23 protein-coding genes are annotated in these 20,378 nt (G+C 32.2%); 17 read left to right on the top strand and 6 right to left on the bottom strand.

Annotation, left to right across the window (positions count from 1 at the left end; translation table 11 throughout):
- Positions 1-2 precede the first annotated feature (2 nt).
- Positions 3-1,124: an aminotransferase class I/II-fold pyridoxal phosphate-dependent enzyme gene (locus NNL09_RS16350; protein WP_025664808.1), complete on the top strand. Its 1,122-nt coding sequence runs from the start codon at positions 3-5 to the stop codon at positions 1,122-1,124.
- Between the two features lie 102 nt (positions 1,125-1,226).
- Here the strand turns inward: NNL09_RS16350 and NNL09_RS16345 are convergent, their stop codons facing one another.
- The 4 genes from NNL09_RS16345 to NNL09_RS16330 all read right to left on the bottom strand — a co-directional run bounded on the left by NNL09_RS16345 (position 1,227) and on the right by NNL09_RS16330 (position 5,015).
- The gene (locus NNL09_RS16345) at positions 1,227-1,940 is read right to left on the bottom strand and encodes a hypothetical protein (protein WP_196909896.1); all 714 of its coding nucleotides are present in this window, start codon (positions 1,938-1,940) and stop codon (positions 1,227-1,229) included.
- 133 nt (positions 1,941-2,073) lie between these two features.
- Complete coding sequence (locus tag NNL09_RS16340; protein ID WP_196909895.1) at positions 2,074-2,793, bottom strand: hypothetical protein; 720 nt, start codon at positions 2,791-2,793, stop codon at positions 2,074-2,076.
- Positions 2,794-2,938: 145 nt separating this feature from the next.
- Positions 2,939-3,616 (bottom strand): hypothetical protein, encoded by a 678-nt coding sequence (locus NNL09_RS16335; protein WP_196909894.1) that lies wholly within the window; start codon positions 3,614-3,616, stop codon positions 2,939-2,941.
- Positions 3,617-3,848: 232 nt separating this feature from the next.
- Positions 3,849-5,015 carry a threonine synthase gene (locus NNL09_RS16330; RefSeq protein WP_196909893.1) on the bottom strand — a complete coding sequence of 389 codons (1,167 nt, stop codon included), beginning with the start codon at positions 5,013-5,015 and terminating at the stop codon, positions 3,849-3,851.
- Between the two features lie 327 nt (positions 5,016-5,342).
- Between NNL09_RS16330 and NNL09_RS16325 the strand changes: the two genes are divergently transcribed.
- Positions 5,343-5,639, top strand: a complete 297-nt coding sequence (locus tag NNL09_RS16325; RefSeq protein WP_196909892.1) for a putative quinol monooxygenase — start codon at positions 5,343-5,345, stop codon at positions 5,637-5,639.
- 216 nt (positions 5,640-5,855) lie between these two features.
- Positions 5,856-6,416, top strand: coding sequence for a hypothetical protein (locus NNL09_RS16320; RefSeq protein ID WP_196909891.1), 561 nt, complete (start codon positions 5,856-5,858; stop codon positions 6,414-6,416).
- 40 nt (positions 6,417-6,456) lie between these two features.
- Here NNL09_RS16320 and NNL09_RS16315 read toward each other — a convergent pair whose 3' ends face one another.
- Complete coding sequence (locus NNL09_RS16315) at positions 6,457-6,657, bottom strand: hypothetical protein (protein ID WP_196909890.1); 201 nt, start codon at positions 6,655-6,657, stop codon at positions 6,457-6,459.
- A 218-nt stretch (positions 6,658-6,875) separates the two neighbouring features.
- Between NNL09_RS16315 and NNL09_RS16310 the strand changes: the two genes are divergently transcribed.
- The gene (locus tag NNL09_RS16310) at positions 6,876-7,250 is read left to right on the top strand and encodes a hypothetical protein (protein ID WP_196909889.1); all 375 of its coding nucleotides are present in this window, start codon (positions 6,876-6,878) and stop codon (positions 7,248-7,250) included.
- A 100-nt stretch (positions 7,251-7,350) separates the two neighbouring features.
- Entirely contained in the window at positions 7,351-7,995 is a 645-nt protein-coding gene (locus tag NNL09_RS16305; protein ID WP_196909888.1) for an NUDIX hydrolase, read from the top strand.
- 254 nt (positions 7,996-8,249) lie between these two features.
- Here NNL09_RS16305 and NNL09_RS16300 read toward each other — a convergent pair whose 3' ends face one another.
- The gene (locus tag NNL09_RS16300) at positions 8,250-8,510 is read right to left on the bottom strand and encodes a hypothetical protein (protein ID WP_196909887.1); all 261 of its coding nucleotides are present in this window, start codon (positions 8,508-8,510) and stop codon (positions 8,250-8,252) included.
- 501 nt (positions 8,511-9,011) lie between these two features.
- Here NNL09_RS16300 and NNL09_RS16295 point away from each other — a divergent pair.
- From NNL09_RS16295 to NNL09_RS16240, 12 genes are all read left to right on the top strand, one after another.
- A complete protein-coding gene (locus tag NNL09_RS16295; protein ID WP_231389081.1) occupies positions 9,012-9,746 on the top strand; it encodes an acetolactate decarboxylase in 735 nt (244 codons plus the stop codon).
- An 86-nt stretch (positions 9,747-9,832) separates the two neighbouring features.
- Complete coding sequence (locus NNL09_RS16290) at positions 9,833-10,318, top strand: DinB family protein (protein WP_231389080.1); 486 nt, start codon at positions 9,833-9,835, stop codon at positions 10,316-10,318.
- Positions 10,319-10,601: 283 nt separating this feature from the next.
- A complete protein-coding gene (locus NNL09_RS16285; RefSeq protein ID WP_196909886.1) occupies positions 10,602-11,027 on the top strand; it encodes a hypothetical protein in 426 nt (141 codons plus the stop codon).
- A 144-nt stretch (positions 11,028-11,171) separates the two neighbouring features.
- Positions 11,172-12,257 carry a hypothetical protein gene (locus NNL09_RS16280; RefSeq protein WP_196909885.1) on the top strand — a complete coding sequence of 362 codons (1,086 nt, stop codon included), beginning with the start codon at positions 11,172-11,174 and terminating at the stop codon, positions 12,255-12,257.
- 333 nt (positions 12,258-12,590) lie between these two features.
- Positions 12,591-13,592, top strand: a complete 1,002-nt coding sequence (locus NNL09_RS16275) for an AraC family transcriptional regulator (protein WP_196909884.1) — start codon at positions 12,591-12,593, stop codon at positions 13,590-13,592.
- 252 nt (positions 13,593-13,844) lie between these two features.
- Positions 13,845-14,369 carry a hypothetical protein gene (locus tag NNL09_RS16270; protein WP_109852272.1) on the top strand — a complete coding sequence of 175 codons (525 nt, stop codon included), beginning with the start codon at positions 13,845-13,847 and terminating at the stop codon, positions 14,367-14,369.
- A 19-nt stretch (positions 14,370-14,388) separates the two neighbouring features.
- Positions 14,389-14,985, top strand: a complete 597-nt coding sequence (locus NNL09_RS16265; protein WP_025664788.1) for a DinB family protein — start codon at positions 14,389-14,391, stop codon at positions 14,983-14,985.
- A gap of 11 nt (positions 14,986-14,996) precedes the next feature.
- On the top strand, positions 14,997-15,455 hold the full coding sequence (locus NNL09_RS16260; protein WP_196909883.1) for a nuclear transport factor 2 family protein: 459 nt from the start codon (positions 14,997-14,999) through the stop codon (positions 15,453-15,455).
- Between the two features lie 607 nt (positions 15,456-16,062).
- Positions 16,063-16,803 (top strand): LytTR family DNA-binding domain-containing protein, encoded by a 741-nt coding sequence (locus NNL09_RS16255; RefSeq protein WP_196909882.1) that lies wholly within the window; start codon positions 16,063-16,065, stop codon positions 16,801-16,803.
- A gap of 158 nt (positions 16,804-16,961) precedes the next feature.
- Positions 16,962-18,455 (top strand): nitrilase-related carbon-nitrogen hydrolase, encoded by a 1,494-nt coding sequence (locus tag NNL09_RS16250; RefSeq protein WP_196909881.1) that lies wholly within the window; start codon positions 16,962-16,964, stop codon positions 18,453-18,455.
- A 180-nt stretch (positions 18,456-18,635) separates the two neighbouring features.
- Positions 18,636-19,031 carry a DUF4345 domain-containing protein gene (locus tag NNL09_RS16245; protein ID WP_196909880.1) on the top strand — a complete coding sequence of 132 codons (396 nt, stop codon included), beginning with the start codon at positions 18,636-18,638 and terminating at the stop codon, positions 19,029-19,031.
- Positions 19,032-19,140: 109 nt separating this feature from the next.
- Entirely contained in the window at positions 19,141-20,310 is a 1,170-nt protein-coding gene (locus tag NNL09_RS16240; RefSeq protein ID WP_196909879.1) for a WG repeat-containing protein, read from the top strand.
- Positions 20,311-20,378: the final 68 nt, after the last annotated feature.

The raw sequence follows: 20,378 nt of genomic DNA, 5'->3' as shown, positions 1-20,378 counted from the left end.
GAATGAATATTCCAATTTTTGAGCTCGAAAGAGTACAATCCTTATTTGAAAACACGGTAGATTATAATCTTACCGAAAGTGGTTTTCATCCTTATACGCTTAATGAACTATTAGAGAAGGATCAGATAGATACACTTACCAATACTGTTTTAGGATATGGGCAAACTAACGGTTCTATCCCATTGCGTAAAAGGATTAGTGCTATGTATAATGGAGCCAATGAAGAAAATGTATTGGTTACCAATGGTTCTTCTGAAGCAAATTTTATTGCTTGCCATACTTTATTAGAAAAAGGAGATGAAGTGGTTATGATGGTCCCCAACTATATGCAGATCTGGGGTATTGCCGAAGAAATGGGGTGCATCCCAAAAGCATTTCATTTACGTGAAGAAAACAAATGGAGACCCGATATCGAAGAATTAAAGACCCTGGTCACTTCAAAAACAAAAATGATTGCACTATGTAATCCTAATAATCCTACGGGATATACGCTCTCTTCTGAAGAAATGCAGGAAATCGTAGCTATCGCAAAGAGTGTAGATGCCTGGGTATATTGTGATGAAGTATATCGTGGAGCAGAATTAAACGGAGAAATCATAGAAAGCTTTATTGGGATGTATGATAAGGTTATGGTTAATGGTGGGTTGTCTAAAGCTTATGCCCTACCCGGATTACGTTTGGGATGGTTAATAGGACCAGAAACGTTAATTGCAGATACATGGGCATACCATGATTATACCTCTATTACTGCAGGTATTATGAGTCATTATATTGGTGAGATCGCATTAAGACCCGAAAAACGTAAAGAAATACTAACCCGAAACAGAACCATGCTTAATGAAAACTTAATAGTAGTAAAGCAATGGCTCGATCAATATGGGGATTTATTTGAATATGTACCCCCAAAGAGTGGCGGAATGTTATTTATAAAATACAATTTAGATATTAATTCTACCGAACTGGCAGAATGGTTACGAACAGAAAAAAGTGTATTTATTTTGGCAGGAGATTGTTATGGGATGGACCATCATTTCAGAATAGGGATTGGAGAACGCAAAGAATATATCCTGGCGGGTTTAGAACGCGTTAAACAAGCTCTAAAAGAACGGTTTAATTTATCATAGCAGTCTGCCTGTCATAATTTTACTAAATAATAAAAACAGGCTGTCTAAAAAGACAGCCTGTTTAATAGGGTAATTTTTGTTTACATCAAATTTAGACTACTCTTATCTAACAAAGTAGTTTTTAGGTCCACTTGACTGAGTAGTGCATCCATTTTTAGATACAGAAAGGGTAATGGTAGATCCTCCTTTACTTAACAAAACACTTCGTCCTGTTTTATAAGTGGTACGGCCATTATGAACAATTTTCCACTTATAGGTATACTTGGTATCATAATTCTTGGCATCAAGAACAGAATTAAAAACTTGCTCTATCATTGTATGTCCACTGCTTGGACATGAAGCTGTAGGTGGAACCGATGATGGAACTTCTACAAAAGTAAGTACAGTACCAGCCTCTCCACTTGGTACTGGATACATATATATGATAGACGAAGCTTTTCTACCAGTTCGAAGAATTCGCACTCTCCTTTTGGTAGGGTCTCCTATAATCTTAAAATCTCCAGTAACTTTCCAATATCCAGGGCCTTCTGCTTCTGCAGTTATATATGTTCCTACATATACTATGATTTTTCCGTCTATAATCGAATAGGCTTTTCCATTAGGGTTGTCATAGCTTATAATCCTAAAATAAACAGGGTCGGTTTGGGACATTGCTTCGTTGGCATTGTCATTAAGATAACCTTCTGACTGATTTTCTGTTAATAAGCTTTTTGATTCTCCTTCGAGATTATCAATAGTACCATCATCTGTCTCGCAACTACCAATAAAGATGGTTAGCATTAGAATTGAAGTAATTTTTAAAATTGTTTTTTTCATGATTTATTGTTTTATGAATTAGATGTGTGATTGTAAATAATTAGAATACTCAATACGGAGCATAGCAAGTCATGGTCATACTACATTAGATATGCCTATGTAACTCAAAGTTGAAGGCAAGTCTGCTGCCTAATTACCTTCCAATATTCACATAAAAGTTTTGAGTTCTGGTTTGGGTAGTACAACCATCCAGGGTAACAGTAAGCGTGACATTAAAATTTCCATAACCTCGCAGTCTAATATTGCTTCCTGTTCCATGGTATGTACTTCCTTTATTAACGACTGTCCAGTTATATGTATATCTCTCATCATAATTACTGGCCGCAGTATATGTAGAAAAACTTTGTCTCATTTTGGTATGCTCGCTGGTAGGACATGGTGTTGAAGAATGATCTGGAGGAATAGCAACAAACTTTCTATAATTTGACATGATATTATTATTTTCCATATATGTATAATAAATATGTCCCTCATTTTTATTGACTCTTTTGATTGTTACCTTTTGTTCTTCGTCAGACCCTACAATTTCAAAACAGCCGTCTACTATCCAAAAAAGAAAATTAGGGTGATATCCTTCTGCAATTATATTAACACCTACTTCCGGAATAGTTTGTCCATTTTCAACAATAACTTTACCTGGTACATATTTCAGAATTTTCCATAATTTAGAAGACTTATTAACTGCAACATTTGTAGCTTTATTATTCTCATTTCTTTTATTTGAAACTGTTTCTGAAGGAACTTCCTTCATTTCATGATCATATATATCAAGATTGCTATCTTTTTTTTCACAACTACCAATAAAGATGGTTAGCATTAGAATTGAAGCAATTTTTAAAATTGTTTTTTTCATGATTTGTTGTTTTATGAATTAGATCTGTAATTGTAAATAATTAGAATATTCAATACAGAACATAGCAAGCCATGGCCATACTACATTAGATATACCTATTTTGTATGCTTATAACTCAAATGTTGAAGGCAAGTCTGCTGCCTAATTACCTTCCTATATTAACATAAAAGTTTTGAGTCCTGGTTTGGGTAGTACAGCCATCCTGGGCAATCGAAAGTGTGACATTAAAATTTCCATAACCTCGCAGTCTAATACTACTTCCCGTTCCGTGGTATGTATTTCCTTTATTAACCACTGTCCAGTTATATGTATATCTCTCATCATAATTACTGGCTGCAGCATATGTAGAAAAGCTTTGTCTCATTTTGGTATGTTCACCGGTAGGACATGGCGGCGGCGGTGGCGGTAGCGATACTACAGGAATTGCAATAAAATTACGCCCAACACTGTTAAATCCTCCTTCTGCTCTTTTTACATAATGTATAATTGAGCCTTTTTCTTTATTTGTTCTAAGAAATCGTGATCCTACTTGTTTAAAACATCCTGTAGTTTTCCAAAACCCGAAAGGATTATTTGCCGTTACCTTTACATAAGTCCCTATATGAGGTACATACTCACCATTAATCACATCATAAGGGCCATCAAATCCTGTAATTTTAAAGAAAGGATCTTCAAAGGGTCTCATCTTCGTAGTAGCGTTATCGGTTATCGTCTCTTTTGATTGCTCCTGGATAGCATCAAGAGTACCGTCATCGGTTTCACAGCTGCTTATAAAGATAACTAGCATCAAAACAGAAAGAGTTTTAAAAAATGTTTTTTTCATGGTTTGTTATTTAAGAATTAAATGTGTGATTATCAATAATTGAATGTACAATACAGAGCATAGTAAGCCCTAGTCACTGTATTAGGTGGCTGTTTGCTAATCAATTATTTAATCCAAAAGTAGAAGCCATACACTGTTTACACTACCCTGTTTTCAGTGAAACAGTATTTATCTTATGTAGTTACCAGTTTTTTTGGATCAGTAACAAGTTGTTTTTCTCTTAAATAATAAATTATGAATATAAATTTTCGGTATACTTATATACAGAACCAGTATTAAGTAGTACTACCGATTCATTATCTTTTATCCAATGGGTCTGCTTTAGTTTTTTATATGCTGCCCATACTGCAGAGCCCTCTGGAGAAATAAATAATCCTTCTATTTTTGCAAATTCCTGCATCCCTTCTTTTATTTCATGATCAGAAATAGAAATGGCTGTTCCGTTACTTTCATATAATGTTTTCATGATCAATCGATCTCCAAACGGCTTTGGCACTCTTAATCCATTGGCTATTGTGGGGGCAGGGTTCTCATGTTTTGGTATATGATCCATTTCTTTGCGAAAAGAAGTAATAATAGGGTTACATCCATCTCCTTGAACAGCTACCATTCGGGTAGGAATCTGATCTATCCACTGTAAGGCTTTCATTTCAAGAAAGGCTTTCCAGATTCCTATTAATCCGGTACCTCCCCCTGTAGGGTATAGAATTACATCTGGTAATTTCCACTGTAACTGCTCTGCTATTTCGTACCCCATTGTTTTTTTTCCCTCTAGTCTAAAAGGTTCTTGCAATGTAGATACGTCAAACCAGGATCCATCATTTTTTGATCTCATCATACTGGCAGCATCTGCAATATTTCCTTTTACCTTAGTAACATTAGCTCCCATGATTTCACAATCTAGCTGAAACGTTTTAGGAGTTTCTTCTGGCATAAAAATATGAGCTTTGATTCCTGCTTTAGCACAATACGCACTAAGAGCGCTTCCTGCATTTCCGGCAGTAGGGATACACATTGCTGTAATCCCATGTTCTTTTGCTTTACTTACTGCCATACTAATTCCCCGAGCTTTAAAAGAACCTGTAGGATTACCAGATTCGTCCTTAAGCAATAATTGAGATTGGTTATAGGTAGATTCGAGTTTTGATAATGCCAGAAGTGGTGTAAACCCTTCTCCCAGGCTAATGCGGTTCTCTTCTTTTTCTACTGGTAACAGCTCATGGTATCGCCACATCGTTGTCGGCCTACCTTGTAAATCATTTTTAGAGAAGTGATTACGCATATTATAATGCGCAACCAAAGGTTGATTATCTTTTAAGCAAAAGCTATGTACTTCGTTCTTATTATAAATTTCTCCACAGTGATCACATCGAAGATAGGAGTATTCATTATTGAGCATAATATATTAGTTTTGATCACATAAAAATAGGCTGCAACTGGGATACCTCAAAAAGGATTAATTTATGAATAGCGATATTTTCCACTTTATACGCGGAATAATAAACAAATAACCATCGAATAAATTGTTCGCTAAGAATATTTAAAATTCATCTATCACATAAACAAAAAGAGCGCAGGTTTCAGCGCTAGGTCGAGGTTTTTTCTTTTCCCTCGTTTTCAATGCACAGGTAAATTTTACACATTAAGTTCATTTCTTAATTTAGATTAAGAATATTGAACTCTTTGCTTTTTATTTTTGCTTCAAATATTGATTAAATAAAAACGAATGAGAACAAGTTGTGAAGTAATTTTAAAATCAAAAGTCAAAAATTCTATGGTAAATAATCTCATGAATTTTCTTGAAGAGAATCTACCTAATGTAAGAGGGTTTAATGGTTGTTTATCTGTAAAAATACTTTTTGACAAAGAGGCTAATGAAATGGTATTTTATGAGGAATGGCTAAGTAAAAGTCACCATACAGATTATATAGCTTTTATTTCTAACAATGGGGTCATGGCAAAGCTCACTGCTTTTTTAATAGAAGCACCAGAGGTTAACTATTATCAAAAACTAATTATATAATAGTAAAATCCAAAAAACATATTGGATCATAATTGGTATATACAATGGGTTTTGCGCCGGTGTCAAATGTATATTCCTATTTCTTATCATTAGGAATATAAAAATCATTACGGTAGTTTAGTACTCATAAAAAATGAGTTAATGAAATGTTTTACCATATTCTCTCTAGTTCTAGTTCTACTACACCATACTACATGTTTTTCTCAAGATATTACAATGAATAAAGAAGTCACAGAAATTATAGCTTCGGGAAAGAATACTATCGTGCAATCTGCTCTACAGCTGGTCGGTAAAGGAGCTGGGACAGAAAATTTCTCTAAAATTAGAGTAACTACCGATGGTAAAGAGGTTTTTATTTCCTTTAGTAATCCCATAAAATATCTACCTCAAAAAACTGTTTTCTATTTTGATGCTACGGTACTCCTAATAGAAAAAGTAACTTCTCGCCATCCGGTTTCTAACCCTACAGCGTTTGATCATAAAAAGGAAATCCTATTTTATAAACATACAGAAGACACAAAGAAAAATACTCAATTTATAATCGAATCTATTAATAAGAGTAGTGAAGTTGGTTCTATTAATGTAGAGGATTTTGAGGATGATATGATCATTAGAGAACATGAGAATCATTATGCAGTAAGTGTCGTATCGCGATTTCAGGAATCATCGTATAAAATAGAAAAAGTATCGGGTAAAATTTATGATATCGGGCATGCTCATCTCGAACCATCTCCATTAGAGAATGACAATAAAGACATCTTTATAGAAATACATTGAGATAATTCATAAAAAAGATTGGGTTACGAAATACAATATCCTACTCTTTTGGATATCCAATTAGGTGAATTTTTTCAGACTTTCCTTCTATAATCTCTTTTTTCCAGATATAGGTATCATCCTTAATGCCTTGTAAAAGCTCATCGAGATCTTCTAACCGATATATTCTCCCGCTGGTAAGTTCTTTTTTAACACCCGAGAGCAAAATTATAGATTTAACAAACACAAACTTTTGATCCAAATCAAGTTTTTACTTCGATGCTCTAATTCTACTTAATGTTTCTTATGTGATGCCCAAAAAGTAATAGCTCACAGAACACTATAACATTAGAACTAAACTTTTATCTCACTCCTGCGGGTTCCCGTAAAAATATCTAAAAAGGGAATAGTAGTTTAGTACCTAAAATATACCTACGGTATATTACATCGCTACATCAAGAAAACAAGGGATTTAAAAAAATGAACAAATTGAGCCGTAAAATCAGAGAAATTTCTGAAGACAAGAATATCGAACGAGAAAAAATAGTACAAGGATTATTAGAGCATCTCGAAGTAAAATATAACCTAAAAGACCATCACGAAGAAGATCAACAGATTATTAAAGGTATCCAAAGAAAGATTATTAGTGTATTACTACAAGAGCCAAATCAAAAGAAAGAATTAAATCAAACCGTAAAATATAATGATGTCTTTGATCTGGATAGGATAGAAATGAGCCTACTAAACGATGCCTGGAACGAATTAGAAGCCCGCGACGAGGTATATGCCGAAGCCTATGAGATAGGATTAACCGATAGCGGTATTAGAAAGCATCGCCAGGAAATTATAGTGTAAAAACACAAGCATACGTTTGCAAATAATTATAAAAGGATATATATGTGCTAGTACATATATATCTTTGTTAGGTGCAATCTGAATAACAAAGCTTAAAAATATGAATAAAAGCAATGATTCTGACAAAGAAAATCCTTGGTTAAAATGGGCAATAGAGCTTCAATTTATTTCACAAACTGGAATTACCTACTCAAAAGACCCATTTGACTTGGAAAGGTTTGAAAGAATTAGAGAAATTTCAGCAGAAATAATGAGTTTAAAATCTGGATGGAATTTAGAAAAAGTAAAAGACGTATTTTGTAATGAAACAGGTTTTCAGACACCTAAACTTGATACGAGGGCAGCTATTTTTCGCAATAATAAAATCCTTTTAGTCAAAGAAAAAAATGGAACTTGGTCTATGCCAGGAGGTTGGGTTGATGTTAACGAATCAATAAAATCAAATACGATAAAAGAAGTAAAAGAAGAATCTGGATTTACTGTAAAACCTTTAAGTATAATTGCAGTTCAAGACAGGAATAAACACAATGAACCTTTATACGCATATGGTGTTTGTAAAATTTTTGTCCAATGCGATATTTTGGAAGACAATGCAGAATTTATTCCAAATATTGAAACAACTGAACGGAATTTCTTCGCTGTAGATAATTTACCTTTACTCGCAACTGAAAAAAATACCGAAGAACAAATAAGGTTATGTTTTAAAGCAAATTCTTCAGAAAATTGGAAAACAACATTTGATTAATAAAAAACTGCACCTAACAATGTATCCTCAATTACGGCGGATTCGACTACATCCGAATCCACTCATCATTGCTAAAGTCAGTGTCAAAAACGAATATTAACACATAATAACCCGATAGGCGGATTTGTACCTTAAATCCTTGTCATCATTGAGAAACATGTACAGATAACCACAATAAACCAACTACACAAAACTAGAACCAAAAAAAGCTACCCCTACAGATAGCTTTTTATACCATTTCAAAAAATCTAGCGCTACAAAGTTTCTAATTGTTCTAATCCTTGCCATAAGATTTTTAGGTCTAGTAGTGCTTGTTTTTCTTCGGTATCAAAACACAAATCGGTATGATACAATGCAAAGTCATGAATCATTTTTAAGGAATTAATAAGATCATCAACCCCATGGTATCTAAGGTAGCCTAAAAGATCTACTTCTTTGGGATGTAAAGGTGTGTTGAGTGTTGTTTCATTCGCCTCGTTTGTTGTACAAGGACATTGACCATTTGAGTTTCGCATAATTTAATGGATTAAGATGAATAAAAAAGAGAGGTCACCGCGAAACTCATCAAAGCGATGCCTTGAAGGTCTTCGGGACTTACACCCGTTTGCCTCTCCAGTATTTTTATTTAAACCTAGTGAATGATAAATGCATCATTAATATTATTTTGATAAGTTTCGCAATGCGAAGATACGACTTTTGAGTTATAAAGCACGCCTAATGGATTAGATTATCACCATGTTCAAAAAAATAAAAAAGCGTCAATTCGAGTGTTTTGTCGTAATGAAATAAAGACAAAATGTATCGAGAATAGCTTTTTTGATCCCAAATTCTATTCTCGATACACTTCTTCCTATGGTCGAAGCACTCGAATTGACGAATTTGGGACTCCAATAGCGGTATTAGAGAAATTACAGTATAAAAAACACAAACAAACGTTTACCGATCATTATAAACAGATATATATCTACTGATGAATATATATCTTTGTTGGTGGTAATTTGACAAAACGAAAAAAATTGAATTCGAATATAAAACAAATAGCATTTACACTTCTGGCAATTGGACTGATAAGTTGTAATTCTACACACAAAAAAGATAGCTCTAAAAAAATAGAAACCTACACCGATATTAAAATTGTCGGAGCGATGAAAAATGTGATGTGGAAAGGAGAGTTAGGTAGCAGTATTAACCTTGATACTATTGCTGACAAAAATGGCCTCTATGCAATTGGACCAGAAAGCTATTTAACAGGAGAATTGCTGATTAATAATGGAAAAAGTTATGTATCAAAAGTGACTTCTGATTCGACAATGACCGTTAAAAAAACATTTGATGTTTCTGCACCTTTCTTGGTTTACGGAAACGTAACAGAATGGAATGAAATTGAATTACCTGCCAATGTTAGGACAATTAAAGATGTAGAGAAATTCATTGACAATAAAACAACTGATTTTAAAAGACCTTTTGTATTCAAATTAATCGGGCAAACAAGTGCAACTATTCATATACAGAACTTGCCAGAAGGAACAAAAGTATCATCACCTCAAGAAGCCCATCAAGGACAAACCAATTATGAATTGTTTAATGAAAATGTTGAAATAGTTGGTTTTTTCTCGACCGAACATAAAGGAGTATTTACACATCACGATTCATATGTACATATGCACTTGATAACAAAAGACGAAAGTAAAATGGGACATGTAGACGAATTGGAAATTAGAAAACTAAAATTGTATTTACCTAAAAAATAAAAACTGCCCGATAGCACAGATTGCAAATCTGCGCCATCGGTATATATGTACTGGAACATGTATATCTTTGTTACCACACATAAAAAATGATGAGTATAATAACTAAAGAAACAGAAATGGAGTCCATATTTAAAGCTTGGAAAACAAGTCGAAAACTCTACTTAGAATATTTTGAAACACACACACTAGAACAATTAAATATTATACCCAATGGGTTTAACAATAATCTGATTTGGAATATCGGGCATATAATAGTTGCTCAACAAGCGTTAATCTATAAAGGTTCTGGACTTAATGGTCATATTCCTGTCGAACTATATGGGCTTTATAAACCTGGCACAAAACCAACAGGGCTAACAACTAAATCCGAAGTAGAGGAACTAAAAGTTTTATTAATGTCTATGATTAAAAAAACAGAAGATGATTTTCATAAAGGGAATTTTGATACCTACAATGAACGAATGACAGGAACAGGATTTCATTTAAGTTCACTAATGGATGCCTTCGAATTCAATAATTATCACGAAGGACTACATTTAGGTTATATGATGAGTATTAGGAAATTTGTTTAAGATAATATAAGGTGTGGTCTTTTATAGTGAACGAAGAAAAATGTACTTCGGCAAGGCCTGTCCTGAATGTATCTAAGGGCTCGAATTGACAAATTTGGGATTCAAAAATGTCAAAATGCACAAAAGGTTATAGTAGTTAGCAGATAGCATTTTAGATACAGAAACATAACCCGATAGCACAGATTGCAAATCTGCGCTATCGGTATTAGTTGTAAATCCGTACTATCGATCATATATCTACTGGCACATATATATCTTTGTTGCAGCACATTACCGAACACGAATGAAAATAAAAACATATATAATAATCGGACTTTTAATTACCATTGGATTAATGACTTTTATAAGTTGTAATTCAAAGTCAAATAGTACGAAAACAACTATAAAGAAAAAAGATACTATTCCAAAGGACTTAGAAGTTATCTTAATTAAACCTTTTAATAGTGTTGTCTATAAATCAATGGCTGAAAATAGAATTTTTATAGATTACTATTATGAAGAAGGTTTTTTTCAAGGAAATCTAATTTTAGAATTAAACTCAGATGAAATAATTGAATTTAATAAAGACTCTAACACCTTTTTAAACGATCAATCAAATCTTATATCAAAAGATTTTAAGAACTTATTTAAACTAAGAAATATTAAGCCTTTTATTGAAGAAGAACAAAGAACTGAACTAATAAAAAATTGGAGAATAAAAAATGAATAAAAATTAAAACACGCTACAACAACACCTAAACTGCATTAAAACGCAGTTTAGCCAAACGTTATGAGAAATGCTTCATAAATTTCACGGAAAACAGGGATGAAATAAATAATTTAAAGATTTAGTTTCGCGCATAAACTAAAACGAATGAATATAATAAAAACGGAACTTGAAAGTCAACCTTTGGCAGAGACATTAGACTCTGAGAAAGCGATAATAGCTCAAAAAAATGGAGACATCTCGTTGGTATACTTGAACTCGAGTAAGCTGTTATCCCTTAGGTTAGATCAAGAGCCGGTACAAGTTGAGTTATATCAATCGAATATATATGTCTTAACTAAACCTTTTAGGAAAGAGGTTTCGGATGATAGTGAAGAATCAGAGGAAATACTAGCTAATAATTTACTAGCAGCAAAAAAAACAGGAGTTACTTTATGGAAAATCGCCATTCATGAAAATTCCTTAGAAATAGAAACAAAACGTGAAAAAACGGGAGGATTTTTTATACATGATGATAAATTGTATGCATGTAACGTATTGGCATATGGTTTTTATATCCTCAATCCAGATTTAGAAGAGGTAGAAAAAATTGAGGTTAAAATTAAGGTTGATGGTAGAACTCCGTGGTATTCATCTATAAAGATAATAGATGATACGCTGTTTTTAATTCAAGAAGAAAATCAAATCAGGTGGTTCAAATTAGGTGATACAATTGAAGAAATGGGAATTATTGTTCCTGAATTTCCTCACATGACATCTTTTATCTCTATTAATAGTGGGCCAAAACAGCTTTTTAAAGTAGACCAGCAGATTGTTGGCACAGTTTCTTCAGGTAATCCTTATGTTATTACCTTAAGAAAAAATGAATCAATCGTTGCAATCGATCCAAAAAAGGTGTTTAGTTTAAAGTATAAGGAGTTGTTCTCTATTATAAATAAGCTTCAAGCTAAAACAGACCGATATGCGCTGGCAATGGATAAATACAGGATAGTTGTAACAGATTCAAAATTAAAAGAAACAGTTTATGCTTTTTCTTTTACAGAACCTAATGAAACACTCTATTTGACAAGAATTAGTGTTTTTGAAAATTATGCTATTTGTTTTGCCTGGACTAATCAAGGAAAGTATCCGGTTATAATATTTGATATGACTGAACCAGAAAAACCAACAATTATTAATGTCATCAATTGTGGTAAAAAGACTGGCGAAATAAAAATTGAAGAAGATATATAGCAATTAAGTACTTTCAATTGATCCAAAAGAAATGAACATCTCATAATACTGTATATGAAATCATAATCGCCTATCGGTAAGCTACAGTCCAGTTATAGATAAAATTGTTTTAAATTTATTTTAAAGTTTTAATAGTACGGATTGCAAATCCGTACTATCGGTTACAAACGAATATATATGCTGGTATATATATCTTTGTTGTAGCACATTTAGATCGATTTAGATCATAATATTTATTTAAATAAACATGTTCATTAAAGAATTTTAGTTGAAAAAAATTGATTTTTGTCGTTAATAAGTCTATTACTGATTAAAAAGTTTTAAATTAATTAAATGTTAACAACAGGTCTTATCCTAATTCTTGCATCCCTTGGTTTAGCACAGGGGATTTTTTTAAGTATATATTTAATTACCCTTAAGAATAACCATAGAAAGTCTAATATTTTTCTAGGACTCTTTTTATTAGGTCTTACTATTAGAATTGGTAAATCGGTATTAAATTATTACATACCATTAGAGAATTGGCAAAATAATATTGGCGTTTCTGGTATTCTATTTGCCGCGCCTTCTCTTTGGTTATATGGAATTACTCTTTTTGAGAAGAATAAAGAAATTACATATACATACTACATCCATTTTACGCCTTTCGTTTTGTTTCTTTTTTTGATCCCATTTATACCTAGAAACGGAAATTTTGAATCGTTCTGGAACTATGGGATTGTCGTTTTTCATTTGCTTTTTTACCTGGTACTATCATGGTCATATTTACGAAAAAATAGTTCGAATGCATCTAACAGTATTGTAAATTGGTATCGTAATATATTAATAGGCTCTACACTCATTTGGCTGCATTATGTAGGAAATCTTTTCGATTTTAGAATGTATTATATAAGAGGACCGATATTTTATTCTTTACTAATTTATGCGTTTAGCTATCTTTTTTTAAATAGACATAAGTTTAATCTCCAAAAATATGATAGTTCGCGTTTAGACAAAAGCAGCTCTAGAGCATTATTTCAAAGTATTAAGAAACTCTTTGAAAAGGAACATGTTTTTTTAGATGATACTATTACGTTAAAAATTGTTGCTGAAAAATTAAATGTAAAAGCACGGGAAATTTCACAAGCTATAAACGAAAACACCCAACAAAATTTTTACGAGTTTGTAAATCAGTATCGCATTGAAAAAGCTGAAGTCCTATTAAAAGATGCCGAATACTCTAATGAAAAAATTGCAACTATTGCCTACGAATCTGGTTTTGGTAATGTGACTTCTTTTAATATTGCTTTCAAGAAAAAAACGGGACTTACTCCTTCGGTCTATAGAAAGCGGTAAAAACTTCTATTTTTCGTTAAAAGGTACATGTATTTTAAAGTATTTCTATCATTTATTACAGAATATTGTATTGAACTCATCTTGAGTAGTGGTTTTAAGCCGAAAAGTTTGGCTTTTGTACCATAGTAAAATTATTTTTTTTCAGCATAGTCTTAGCTACGGTGAAAAAAATAGCAAAATTAGGGTGCAAAATGTGAATTTTGCAGGCAAAAGCATTACCCAAGATGAGTTCATTGTATAATATTCAAATAAATGAACAGAAAAAAATTTATATATGGATCGCTTTTAGGAATTGGAACAGCTGTTACGATACCTACTTATCTACTTTTAAAAGCACAGAAAAGTAGTTCAAGCCAACAAAAAAAAGAATCTAATCAATTAGATGAAAAATTAGTAAAGGATTTTGTTGTTGCCGGACATTCAAAATTAGGACTGGTTAAAGAAATGCTTAATGAATATCCAAATCTAATTTATGCCTCTTATGATTGGGGTAATGGTGACTTTGAAGAAGCCATTGAAGGTGCTTCTCATTTAGGTAATAAGGAGATTGTAAACTATTTAATATCTAAAGGTGCAAGAGCTAACCTTTTTGCTCTTACCATGCTAGGGAGAACAGAATTAGTAACCCCAGTTTTGGATGCTTATCCCGAATTGCTTTTTGCAAAAGGGCCACACGGACTCACTTTACTACACCATGCTCAAGTTGGAGAATCTTTGGAGTTGGAAGATTATTTTAAAAATAAAGGTTTAACAGAGCGAATAATTAAAATCAGATAATATGTAAACCCGTTAAAAAATGAAAAAAAAATTAATTATCCTGTTTGTTTTACTAGTAAACTGTTCGGTTTCTAATAATAAATTGACACCAGTAGAGCGAGATTTTGCAATCAACGAATTAAATAACTCTAAAGGTAATTTATTAGACATATTAAATGGATTAAGTGAAGCACAGCTCAATTTTAAAATTAATGAATCGTCTTGGTCAATACTACAATGCACAGAACACATTACAATTTTAGAAAATGAGGTATTTGAAATACTTAAAGAATCTTTGGAGCTTCCTTCGGATCCTGAAAGGCGGAAAGACTTAAAATTCACGGATAAAGAATTAATAGAACATGTACACAATCGTACAGAAAAAACAAAAACTCAAAAAGATTTTGAACCCATAGGAAAGTATGGTAATCACAAAACAACTATTAATGAATTTAAAGCAAAAAGAGAAAAACACATCAATTATATAAAGACCACAGAAGATGACTTAAGAAACCATTTTGCCAACTTTGGAAGCATAGATCTTTACCAGGTTTTTCTCTACATGTCTTCGCATACCAATCGCCATATTGAGCAAATTAAAGAGATAAAAAACGATAAAAATTTCCCTAAAAACTAAAATACTTCATCATGAAAAAAAAGATAATTATTTATTCACCACTACTACTATTGTTAGCACTTCTTTTAATAACAAGATGTGATACTGAAGCCGAAAAAAACGCAGTAGATTCAAATCCAAGCGAACAATTTGAATCAAATTTAACACCTTTAGAAATAGTAAATGAACGAATGAGGCTTTTTAATGCCCATAATTACGATGAATTTATAAAATTGTACCATAAAAATGTAAAAGTGTTTACTTATCCAGATAAATTAATGGGAACCGGTTCAGATAGGTTAGCATCTATCTTTAAAACAGATTTCGAAAATAAATTGGTGTCGGTTAAAATAGAAAATCAAATCACCAATGGCCCTTATGTTATAAATCATGAAATAGTTACCAATGATGGAAAACCGACTAAATATGTTTCTATTTATAAAATAGAGAAAGGATTGATAACTAACGTAAGTTTTGTTAGAGAGTTTTAATAGTAAGAATTATAAATAGTAATCAAAAAAGCTATCCTTACAGATAGCTTTTTATAGCATTTTATATACAGAAACATAACCCAAAGCATTACCTGGTACAATTGTCTTATAGCAGTTACCTCTTATTGGGATGCTTATTACCCCTTAAAGACATCTTTCGAAGCGTTACCGAAGTCCTTCGAAGACTCCTTTTATGGCATCGAACCCCAAAAAAAATCACTTTTATCCCTCCTGCCAAGCCCTCTAGGCCATATAATATCAGTTCGATCTCTCACTGTATCCCTTCGAAAGGTCATCATCACTCTTCGAAGCATTAAAATATCAGCTCGAACTACCTTTTGATACATTCGACCCCATATCAACGAGGGGGTATACCCTTGTCGATATGGGGGTACGCTATCATCCCAGACCTGCTTTTATAACACTGTTTGTCTTTCGCTGTGGATGGAAAATAAAATTTCTTAGCTTTGAGCAAATAAACTAAACATAACACTTCGTAAACTCTATTGATCAAATAGTTTGCTCTAGCGATCGCTACACAAACACGATTTAATCAACAATGCTAAGACTGAGTTTACTACACGTTGGTAACAAGCAAAAAATGGAGATGAATACACTAAACCCATCAATCAAACATCACTTATTAGTAGGAATATTTATTGGTCTTTGGGGTTTTGTTTTTGCTTTTTTTGTAAGACCATTTGATGATGGAAGCATAGGTTTAACGGGTTGGATTAGAATAAGTGTAGGATTTAACTTCATTGCATTTTTGGTGTATGGATGCTTAAGTGTGGTTCAAAAATATATTTATGATAAAACAAAGAAATGGTCTTTTAGTTATGAAATAGGAGCTATTGTTTTTTATCAAGTACTCTATACTATAGGAACATTTATTTTTTACAAAAGTCCGTTATTGAATGGTAATTATACTTTTTTTGAATTCAATACTATCATTACTTTAAGAGTCGCTTTGGTAGCGCTACCTGTTGTTGTTATAGCCAGAAGGTATTTAATCAAATTAATACCTATAAAAGAAGATATAGTAACGATTAAAGGAGAGAATAAGTTAGACATCTTAAAAATTAAAAAATCAGAATTAATTTGTATTTCTAATGCACAGAATTATGTCGAGATTTTTTATCTAAAAAACAATGTATTGCATTCTAAACTAATTCGGTCTTCGTTAAAAGCACTACAAGAAGATTTGGATTTTTTGTTTCAGGTACACCGTTCACATCTCATTAATCCATCTCATTTTAAATCCTGGAAGGATCAAAACACCATATACTTGACCGAAATAGAGCTTCCTGTTTCTAAAAGTTATAAGAAACAATTATTATCCTTATAATTTTCTGTACCTAAAATCAACTGTTTTATAACAGTGCTAATTATCGTTAAAATTTTTGTCCCTAAAAACGATAGTTTTATACCTAAACCCTAAAAACACTGGGGTTAACGAGTAGTTCAATTTACTTTTGTTTCCTATAATCAATACCATAAAAACAAATGAAAACAGTAAACAATACACTCGGTAAATTAACATTTTTAGTAATACTACTATTAGTACTCCTCATTTCGAATGGTGGTTACACTATGTTTTTTGCTCCCTGGATTTCAATCACTATGTTACTTTATGCAGTTCGCCAGCTCTCTGTTATTAAAGGCTTTTTGTTAGCATGTGTGCTGTTAGTAATTGCAACTCTATTTCAGAATTCTGAGATTCTTCCATTTCCCTTTCTCATGTATGCCCTTATAATGGCTCCCTACGGATTGATAGCTGCAATACCTTATCTTATAGATTTGCTTTTTTCAAAAAATCGGAACACGTTTTTACATACCTTAATCTTTCCGACAGCATTAGTTCTTATTGAGTATGTAAGTAGTCTATTTCTACCATATGGCAGTTGGGGACACATAGCCTATACACAACAATCACAAAATGTTTTATTACAATCGGTTTCTGTTTTTGGAATGGGATATATTACTTTTTTGATAGGCTGGTTTGCTTCTATAATCAATTGGATACTAATTCGAGAGTTGCAATGGGTAAAAGTTAAAAAAGGGATTTTGATATATAGTGTAACTATCGGGCTAACGCTAGGGTATGGTAGTTATCGTTTATTATTTCAAAAATCTAATGCCGAGACCATCAGAATAGCTTCTATTTCTGCCATAGATAACTTACGAATCTACGACAACGATTTTTATGGTCTTAATTTGGAAGGTGGTAAAGAAAAATTTAAAAAACAAGCCCTCGACTTAAATCAGAATTTATTAGATAGAAGTTTAAAAGAAGCCAAAGCAGGAGCAAAAATAGTCTTTTGGGCAGAGGGAAATGCTCTTGTTTTAAAAGAAGATGAAAACAAATTATATGAATCTGCTAGTTTAATGGCTAAGGAAAATGAAATATATCTTGGCGCAGCTGTTGCTGTTATTGATCCTACAAATGACAAACCTTTAGAAAACAAATTTGTTTTATTTGACCCAAATGGTAAAAAAACTATCGATTATTGGAAAGTGATTCCTGTTCCTGGTGGAGAAGCTGCTATGAGTAATATAAAAGGTTCTACCATCCAAACATCAAAAACACCATATGGAATAATTGGATCGGCTATTTGTTTTGATATGGATTTTCCCGAATATCTAAAACAAGCCAAAGGCACTGATATTATGTTGGTACCAAGTAATGATTGGAAAGGCATTGACCCCATTCATACGAACATGGCAAAATTTAGAGCCATAGAACAAGGTTTTAATCTGGTACGTCAAACAAGTTTTGGATTATCAGCTAGTTTTAATTATACCGGAAAAACACTTAGTGAAATGGATCACTTCACAGATAATAGTAAGATTCTCATAACGCAACTACCAACAAAAGGAACTACGACTGTATATTCTCTTGTAGGTGATATTTTTATTTATTACTGCTTACTAATGTTTATTGTAGTAGTAATTAGGCTAAAAAAACTACCTACAGCAAAAAGAAAGGAAAAGAGTTAGACTAAGAAAAATTCGATTATCCCATCGAGTAGCTCAATACGATGTTATAAGCATCGCGTTGGGCTCTCTTAATCCTGTTAAGGATTTAAATACCGTAGTATCCTTAAAGATTTACTAATTTAGCTAAACATATAAACTCAAAAAATAAACTATCAAAAACCTGAAATCGGGATCAAAAATATGACGGGTAAAATAAATTGGATTTTAAAAAACTTACATCTTCTCGTTTCTATATCAATTGTATTACCAACAGGAATAATTTACGGTTCGCCTTCAATTTTGTCTAAGCAATTAGATATTCAAGTCAATACAATTGACCTTTCTAATATGCTAAAAGCTATAATGTGTTTATATATTGGGGTTGCTATAGTATGGATTTTGGGGGTTTGTAAAAAAAAATATTGGAAACGTGCTACTGAGCTAAATATATTATTTATGCTCACTCTTGCGGCCGGACGTGCATTGAGCATGGTAATAGACGGGTTGCCCACAGGAGGTTATATTTTTGGAATAATTGCAGAGTTTTTTATTGGATTGTATTCGATTTATCAACTAAAAAAATATAGTTCGAAATGAATAGAAATATAGAAAAGACCAGTAACCAACACAGTATAAAATATCAACAACCCGGTAACATTTTGCTCTGCCGTAACACATACTTCTAGCATCCTATTTAATTCAAAAAATGAAAAAAATTACTTTACTAATTTCGGTTACCTTACTATTTATAACAAGTTGTAATTCACAAAATAAAAAAAGTGAAAACTTTTTACCTGTTAAAATGAATAATGGACTTTATGGGTATATAAATCATAAAGGTGATTCTATCTTAAAACCACAATATGAACTTGCAAAAAAATATTCAGAAAACTTAGCTTGTGTACGAATGAAACGCAAATTTGGTTACATCAATGAGCAAGGAGATATTGTGATTAAACCCATTTTTAGAAAAGCAGGTGATTTTAAAGATGGCTTTGCAAAAGTTACAACTAATGAAGGAAAACATACCTACGTTAAAAAAGATGGACAACTGCTTAATCAATATTTTGATATGTGCTATCCTTTTAAGGATGGAATGGGAAGAATAGAAAAATTCGGTAGCGGATATGGTTCTACTTATGGTTTTGTAAATAAAAATGGTGAGATTGCAATAGAGCCCAAATATGAAAATGTGGGAGATTTTTATAATGGCTTAGCATTAGTAAAAATAAATAGCAATTTTGGCTATATAAACAAATTAGGAGAAATAGCAATTGAACCAAAATATTATTCTGCCACCAAATTTAAAGAAGGATTAGCTGCTGTAAGAGATACCGAAAATGAAACAAAATACATAAATACCAAAGGAGAGGTAATACTTGAGATTGATAGTTATTATATCGGGTATAATTTTAGTGACGGACTTGCTATGTTTAATCAAAAAGGAAAGAAAGGTCACGGCTTCGTAAATAAAAAAGGAGAAATCATAATTAAACCTGATGATAGATTTGAAACTATTGATAATTTTAATGAAGGAGTAGCACGATTTTTTACTAAAACAGAAACTGGGTTCATTAATACAAAAGGAGAGATTGTTTTTAAAGTCAAAAAAAACATAGCCTTAGGCGAGGTTTCTGAAGGAATGATTTCGTTTCAAGTAAAAGATGATAACCTATCTTCTAATAAGTATGGATATATGAATCTAAAAGGAGAAATTGTGATTGAACCTCAGTTTCAAGAAGCAGAGAGTTTTGTTAATGGTGTGGCTAGAGTGGTGTTGAAAAATTCTATAACCAGTCGTTATATAGACAAGAAGGGAAAATTTATGTATATCCCTAGTAGAGAAAAACATAAATTTAAAGGTAGAATGCACTAGAGTAACCATTTACACACTGTATATATCTCGTTCTGGATACATATACACCACACAACCATTAAAACACA

Source organism: Aquimarina sp. EL_43 (assembly GCF_943422735.1).
Classification (GTDB): Bacteria; Bacteroidota; Bacteroidia; order Flavobacteriales; family Flavobacteriaceae; genus Aquimarina; species Aquimarina megaterium.
Note: the sequence above shows the minus strand (reverse complement) of the source record. Positions and strands in the feature narration are given on the sequence as shown.